Here is a 6199-nt window from a genome sequence, read left to right on the forward strand (position 1 = left end):
ACGCAGTCCTCCGCGACCTGCAACATCTCCTCGTCCGCCTCGCCGGCGCCTGCCCCACCTGCAAAACCCGCTTCCCCACCAGACGAAAACCCCTAGACCCCATCCGATCATGACAAAGTACTACTAGCCGCGCGCCACCCGGTCACATCCGCTCGACGGTCCGGATGCCGAGCAGGTGCAATCCCTGCCGCAGCGTCCGGGCGGTGAGGTCGGCGAGCACCAGCCGGCTCTCCCGCAGCTCGCCCGAGGCGCGCAGCACCGGGCAGCGCTCGTAGAAGGCGCTGAACGTGCTGGCCAACCGGTGCAGGTAGCCGGCCAGGTGGTGGAACTCCAGGGTCCGCTCCACCTCGGCGACCACCCCCGCGAAGCCGAGCAGCTCGAACGCCAGCGCCCGCTCCGCCGGTTCGGTGAGCAGGACCTCCGCGTCCGGCCGCGCGTCCGTCCCGGCCCGCCGGAAGACCGACCGGATCCGCGAGTACGCGTACTGGAGGTAGGGCGCGGTGTTGCCGTCCAGGGAGAGCATCCGCTCCCAGTCCAGCACGTAGTCCCGGGCCCGGTCGGTGGCCAGGTCGGCGTACTTGATCGCGCCGATGCCGACGGCCCGGCCGATCTCGGCGGCGGCCTCGGCGTCCAGCTCGGGGTTCTTGGTCCGGGCCAGTTCGGTGGCCCGGGCGACCGCCTCCTCCAGCAGCCCGACCAGCTTCACCGAGCCGCCGGCCCGGCTGCGCAGCATCCGCCCGTCGGAGCCGAGGATCGAGCCGAAGCCGAGGTGCACGGCCCGGGTCGGCGGGCGCAGCCACCCGGCGGCCTCGGCGACGGCGAAGACCATCGCGAAATGCTGCCGCTGCGGCAGGCCGACGACGTAGAGCAGCCGGGTCGCGCCCAGGTCGTCGGTCCGGTGCCGCAGCGCCGCCAGGTCGGTGGCCGGGTAGCCGTAACCGCCGTCGCCCTTGCGCACGATCAGCGGCAACGGCTCGCCGTCCCGGCCGGTGAACCCGGGCGGGAAGACACAGTCCGCGCCGTCGCTGGGGCGCAGCAGCCCGAGCCGGTCCAGCTCGTCGACGACCCCGCCCAGCCGGTCGTTGTAGGCGCTCTCGCCCCGGAAGTCGTCCCGGGTCAGCGTCACGTCGAGCAGCTCGTACACGGTCAGGAAGTACCGCTCGGACTGCTCCACCAGCAGCCGCCACAGCCGCAGCGTCCGCTCGTCGCCGCCCTGCAACGCGACCACCCGCTGCCGCGACCGCTCCCGGAACGCCTCGTCGGCGTCGAACTTCACCCGGGCCGCCTTGTAGAACGAGTCGAGGTTGCCCATCGACAGCTCCTGCGTCGCCTCGGCCTCCCCGAGGTCGACCAGGTGCTCGATCAGCATTCCGAACGGGGTGCCCCAGTCCCCCAGGTGGTTGACCCGCACCACCCGGTGCCCGAGCCAGTCGAGCAGCCGGACCGCGGCGTCGCCGATGACCGTGGAGCGCAGGTGCCCCACGTGCATCTCCTTGGCCACGTTCGGCGCCGAGTAGTCGACCACCACGGTCTCCGGCGCGGGCGCCATCGGCACGCCGAGCCGGTCGTCGCCGGCCAGCCCGGAGACCAGGGCGGCCAGCGTCCGGTCGGCCACCGTCAGGTTGAGGAAGCCCGGCCCGGAGACCTCCGCGGCCGCGCAGACGTCGTCCAGCTTCGCGTGGTCCAGCACCGCCGCGGCGATGTCGCGCGGCGGGCGTCCGAGCCGCCGGGCCAGCGCCAGCGCCGCGTCGGACTGGAAGTCCGCGCGCGGGGAGCGCCGCACCAGGGGGTCGACCGGGCCGCCGGCCACGGTCGCGAACGCCGGCGCCAGCCGGTCGGTGAGCAGTCTTTCAAGATCCATGGGTACGCCGATCTCGCTCGGATCCGCGCGGTCACGCGGATCTGGACACGGGAGAATGCGGGCGGACCGAGGACGAACGGCGATGACCGGCGGCTCGATCCGCCGGTCGCAGGGAAAAGGTCAGCGCGGGCGGGCGACGGATCGCCGGCGTCGCTCCGCACCGACCTGGACGTCACAGGACGGTCCGGTGGTGTGGGCAGGCGCGCTGGTCATGTCGGAGAGCCTAGCGGGCCGGCCGGCGACGTGTACACCGCGTTCCCCGGCCGGCCCGGTCGCCGTACCGTCGCCGTCAGGCAGTGGCGGCGGCCTTGCGCGCGCGCTCGGCCCGGCGCCGCACCTGCTGGTACGCCCCGGTCAGCCCCATCGCCCGGCGGACCTCGACCACGGTCCGGCGGACCTGCTCACGGGTCCGCTCGGTGCCGTCCACGATCAGCTGGTCGACCAGGCCGGCGTCGGCCTCGATCCGGGCGCGACGCTCCCGGATCGGGTCGAGGAACCGGTTCAGCGCCGCCGCCAGGGCCTCCTTGACCTCGACGTCGCCGACCCGACCGGCCCGGTAACGCGACTTGAGCTCCCGCACCGCCGCGCGGTCCGGGTTGAACACGTCGTGGTACGCGAAGACCGGGTTGCCCGCGACGGTGCCCGGCACGTCGGCGCGGACCCGGTTCGGGTCGGTGTACATGGCCATCACCTTGCGGCGCACGGTCGCCGCGTCGTCGGCGATCGCGATGGCGTTTCCCCTGCTCTTGCTCATCTTTCCCTGGCCGTCGGTGCCGACCAGGGTGGGCGTGTCGGAGGCGATCATCTCCGGCACCGGGAAGACCTCGCCGTACAGGTGGTTGAAGCGGCGGGCGATCTCGCGGGTCACCTCGACGTGCGCCGCGTTGTCCTTGCCGACCGGCACCACCTGCGCCTTCACGCAGAGGATGTCGGCGGCCTGGAGAACGGGATAGCCCAGCAGGCCGTACGGGATCTCCGCGCGGCCGGCGTCCCTGGCCATCTCCCGCACCGATGGCACCCGTTCCAGGCGCGGCACGGTGACCAGGTTCTGGAACAGCGTGTTCAGGTCGCCGACCTCGGGGATGGCGGACTGGAGGTAGAACGTCGCCCGGGCCGGGTCGACCCCGCACGCCAGGACGTCGGTGACCATCTCCCGGGCGTTGCGGGACACCTGGGCGATGTCCTCGCGGCGGTGGCGGGTGGTCAGCATGTGCAGGTCGGCGATGATGAAGTAGCTCTCGTACCGTCGGTGCAGCGCCACCCGGTTGGCGATGCTGCCGACGTAGTGACCGAGGTGCAGCCGCCCGGTGGGGCGGTCCCCGGTGAGCATCCGTGCAACGGACATGATGATGGGCCTTTCGTGCCGAGGATTGACGGGACGTGCACGCGCGCGCGATCGACCCGGGGCGTGGTCGCCTGAGGGTCGGTGGGTCGGCTCGTCAGAGCACGAACCGCCATCGCGCGCCGGCGCGGAACCGCAACCCACCGGCACGAAGCACGTCGAGGATCCGCTCCCGGCCGTCGCCGGGGCCGCTCGGAAAGGACGGCAGGAGGTCACGCGGGAGGCCGTCGACGGCCTCCGGCGCGAGGGTGACCGGCCGGACCATGCGTCCACGGTAACCGCACCGACGCGGACCGTGGGGCCCGGCCGATCGGGTCAGCCCCTGCGGTAGCTCTCCTCGTAGTAGCTGCCCACCCGGTGGCGGTAGGCCGGCTCGCCGAACGCGTCCGGGTCGAAGGCCGGCGACTCCCTGACCTGCTCCCGGGTGCGGTCGACGTGCACCACCCGCTCCAGGTGGTCGACCCGGGCGATCGTGCCCACCGGCAGCAGCACCTTGCGGCCGAAGATCCACGGCCCGGTGTCCACCACCAGGTAGCGGGCGTCGGCGTCGTCGCTGGCCTCGTCGATCGCGCCGATCCGGCCGTCGGTGGCCTCCACCCGGTAGCCCACCAGGTCCACCGGGGTCCCCGGGCCGGGAGCGTCGGGGCCGTCGTGCTCGGTCCGCCGCCGGGGCTCCTCGCCCGGGTCCGCCCGGTCGTACCCGCCGGCGAGCGCCGCCGGATCGCGCCAGGTCCACGGGTTGAACGGCTGCATCTGCGGACACCTCCGATTCGTCGTCGTCCACCTCCGGAGTGCCCCGCTCGGGCGCGCGGGAAACGGGACGGCAATTTCTTCGTTCACACGAATGCGTGCGGTGCGAAGTACGTCATATTCGGTGAGCGTCTATTTATTCCGCCGTCGGACCGCTGGTCAGCGACGCTGTGATCGTTTCCACGCACACCCGGCCGGGGCGGGCAGTGTCCACTTAGCACATTCGTCCGGCGGGTGCCGCCGACGATTCTGGTCCGGCATCCGGCAGCACCGAGAAAGGGGACGCAGATGTTTCGCACCATTCGGCGTATCGGAATCGTGACGGCCCTGGCGGTGGGTCTCGTCGGCGCCGGCGGGGCGTCGGCGCAGGCGGCGGTCAACCCGTACACCGCGCAGTCGCTCTGCGGTCTCGGCCACACCGAGATCGACCAGGACCCCATCCGCAACCAGGCGACCGGCGCCCGGCTCGGCACCGTGCACCTGCTCTAAAACCCGGTGACCGGGTACGGCTGCACGGTGACGGTGAAGGCGGCGTACGTCGGCATGCTGACCCGTACCCAGGTCTACCTCGCCGCCCAGTACCTGCCCACCCGGACCGACGACGGCAACCGGCCGTTCGCGGCCGGCCCCACCCGGGCGTACGTCCGCGGTGGTTGCATCATCTGGGGCGCGCTGATGGCCGACCCGGACGGCACCGTGCACCACCACGACCGGGCGAACCCGGCGATCGGTGGCATCGGCACCTGCTTCTGACCGCTCCCGGTCCCGGGGTCCGTGCCCGTCGCGGGCTCCGGGGGACCGAGCGGCCGGTGGGCGGCACACTGAGCTGCGGGTACCGGTCGGCCGGGCGTCGTCCGCTGGCATACTGGCCAGCCATGGTGCTCTCCCGTGGCTGGTCCGTGTTCCTCGTCGCGGTCGGGGTGTGGAGCTGGGTGATCTGGCCGCGGTTCGCGGTCGCCATCTGGAACGACCCGCGCGCCTGGTCGACCGGCACGGTCGGCGACGGCACACCGACCGGCTTCCTCTGGGTGCACGCCCTGCTGATCGCCACGTCGCTGGCGATCGGCACGACCGTCGGCGTGCTCGGCGTACGCGGCTGGCTCGCCGCCCGCCGGCGGTCCGCCTGACCCGCCGGGTCCCCCCACTGAACGAGGCCGCTCCCTGGCCTGTCAGCTCCGGCGACGGCGGGGTGACCTTCTGACCTCCGCTCCAGCCTGAAGCGCGCAGTCAACTCTCCAACCCATGGTGCGGGACCACCGGGCTCCTCTTCCCTGGCCCGTGGTGCGCAACCACCGGGCTCCTTTCCCTGGAGGGAGCGGCAGACCAGCGGCCGCGAACTCAGCTGCCTGGCCCGTCTCAGCGCGGGGGAGCACGCCGCGCTGGAACATGCCGAGCTGGAGCCGCGTCGCGCCGGTCCCTCACCCGCGGTGTCATGCCTTCAGCGGCGTCCCGGAATCTTCCGTCCGCCCCGTGTGTTGCTACCCCTGTCGGCGGGACCTCGACCTCCGGCGCGCTGGCGCGAAACGCCTGACCTGCGGGGATAGTTGAGGGAAGATGATGTGACGGGGGACGCTACCCCTGGATTTGACGATCAAACCCGCAGACGCGTAACTTTCTCTCTGCCAGCGCGGAACGGACGAAACAGGGCGAAAGACCTGGAGGCCGGAGCGCGGGAAGAACTCCCGGCACCGAAGGGTTGTACCCCTCGGAGCCTGGGACCGGGCGGTGCCCCGAAGACGCTGCGAGGCGGATTTGGCGAGGCGGAACCGACCGGGTAAGGTTGTCGACCGGCAGGGCACCGGGCGAGCTTGCGGGAGACCGCAGCGGCCGGCCTGCCAAATCCGATGATCAAGCGCTGCGGGTGACCGCTGCGCGTGGTCGTGGGCGCCAACCCGTACGAAGCGTGATGGACCGGGACACACCGGTTGACACGGGGAAGACGGTGAGGTAACGTAGTAAAAGTGCCCGGCGCGAGAGCGGCGGCCACGACAGAGCGAGAATGCCCCGGGTCGGGGTCCTCTTCGGGGGGTTTCCGGGCGGTGTGTGGTTGTTCTTTGAGAACTCAACAGGGTGCTTGAAAAGCCAGTGCCAATTATGATTTATACCCCGGACTGGCAGCTCTTCTTCGGGAGTGCTGTTGGTTGGGATTCCTTTGGCAACACTTTTGTTGTCAGGACAGTTTTTCGACAAGTTTTTGTTGGAGAGTTTGATCCTGGCTCAGGACGAACGCTGGCGGCGTGCTTAAC

Annotated in this window: 7 protein-coding genes; 3 read left to right on the plus strand and 4 right to left on the minus strand. The window is 71.4% G+C overall.

The annotated features are described in order from the left end of the window. Positions 1-142 precede the first annotated feature (142 nt). The 4 genes from argS to KBX37_RS33065 all read right to left on the minus strand — a co-directional run bounded on the left by argS (position 143) and on the right by KBX37_RS33065 (position 3956). Entirely contained in the window at positions 143-1861 is a 1719-nt protein-coding gene (argS, locus tag KBX37_RS33050; protein WP_210779751.1) for an arginine--tRNA ligase, read from the minus strand. A gap of 289 nt (positions 1862-2150) precedes the next feature. Further along, positions 2151-3206: a tryptophan--tRNA ligase gene (gene trpS, locus KBX37_RS33055; RefSeq protein ID WP_210779752.1), complete on the minus strand. Its 1056-nt coding sequence runs from the start codon at positions 3204-3206 to the stop codon at positions 2151-2153. A gap of 94 nt (positions 3207-3300) precedes the next feature. Continuing rightward, positions 3301-3468: a hypothetical protein gene (locus KBX37_RS33060; protein WP_210779753.1), complete on the minus strand. Its 168-nt coding sequence runs from the start codon at positions 3466-3468 to the stop codon at positions 3301-3303. A 50-nt stretch (positions 3469-3518) separates the two neighbouring features. Continuing rightward, complete coding sequence (locus tag KBX37_RS33065; protein ID WP_210779754.1) at positions 3519-3956, minus strand: PRC-barrel domain-containing protein; 438 nt, start codon at positions 3954-3956, stop codon at positions 3519-3521. A 285-nt stretch (positions 3957-4241) separates the two neighbouring features. On the opposite strand from KBX37_RS33065, the gene KBX37_RS33070 reads away from it, so the two are divergent. The 3 genes from KBX37_RS33070 to KBX37_RS33080 all read left to right on the plus strand — a co-directional run bounded on the left by KBX37_RS33070 (position 4242) and on the right by KBX37_RS33080 (position 5080). Further along, the gene (locus KBX37_RS33070; protein ID WP_210779755.1) at positions 4242-4442 is read left to right on the plus strand and encodes a hypothetical protein; all 201 of its coding nucleotides are present in this window, start codon (positions 4242-4244) and stop codon (positions 4440-4442) included. A 27-nt stretch (positions 4443-4469) separates the two neighbouring features. Then, positions 4470-4706 carry a hypothetical protein gene (locus KBX37_RS33075; RefSeq protein WP_210779756.1) on the plus strand — a complete coding sequence of 79 codons (237 nt, stop codon included), beginning with the start codon at positions 4470-4472 and terminating at the stop codon, positions 4704-4706. 122 nt (positions 4707-4828) lie between these two features. Further along, the gene (locus tag KBX37_RS33080) at positions 4829-5080 is read left to right on the plus strand and encodes an SCO4848 family membrane protein (RefSeq protein WP_154941248.1); all 252 of its coding nucleotides are present in this window, start codon (positions 4829-4831) and stop codon (positions 5078-5080) included. The last annotated feature ends 1119 nt before the right edge of the window (positions 5081-6199 follow it).

It is taken from the genome of Micromonospora sp. U56 (genome assembly GCF_018070095.1).
Classification (GTDB): Bacteria; Actinomycetota; Actinomycetes; order Mycobacteriales; family Micromonosporaceae; genus Micromonospora; species Micromonospora purpureochromogenes.

What these genes read in the sequence shown, in the direction of transcription:
- trpS (WP_210779752.1), bottom strand. Translation starts at nt 3,206, where the DNA reads ATGTCCGTTGCACGGATGCTCACCGGGGACCGCCCCACCGGGCGGCTG.
- KBX37_RS33070 (WP_210779755.1), top strand. Translation starts at nt 4,242, where the DNA reads ATGTTTCGCACCATTCGGCGTATCGGAATCGTGACGGCCCTGGCGGTG.
- KBX37_RS33080 (WP_154941248.1), top strand. Translation starts at nt 4,829, where the DNA reads ATGGTGCTCTCCCGTGGCTGGTCCGTGTTCCTCGTCGCGGTCGGGGTG.
- KBX37_RS33060 (WP_210779753.1), bottom strand. Translation starts at nt 3,468, where the DNA reads ATGGTCCGGCCGGTCACCCTCGCGCCGGAGGCCGTCGACGGCCTCCCG.
- KBX37_RS33065 (WP_210779754.1), bottom strand. Translation starts at nt 3,956, where the DNA reads ATGCAGCCGTTCAACCCGTGGACCTGGCGCGATCCGGCGGCGCTCGCC.
- argS (WP_210779751.1), bottom strand. Translation starts at nt 1,861, where the DNA reads ATGGATCTTGAAAGACTGCTCACCGACCGGCTGGCGCCGGCGTTCGCG.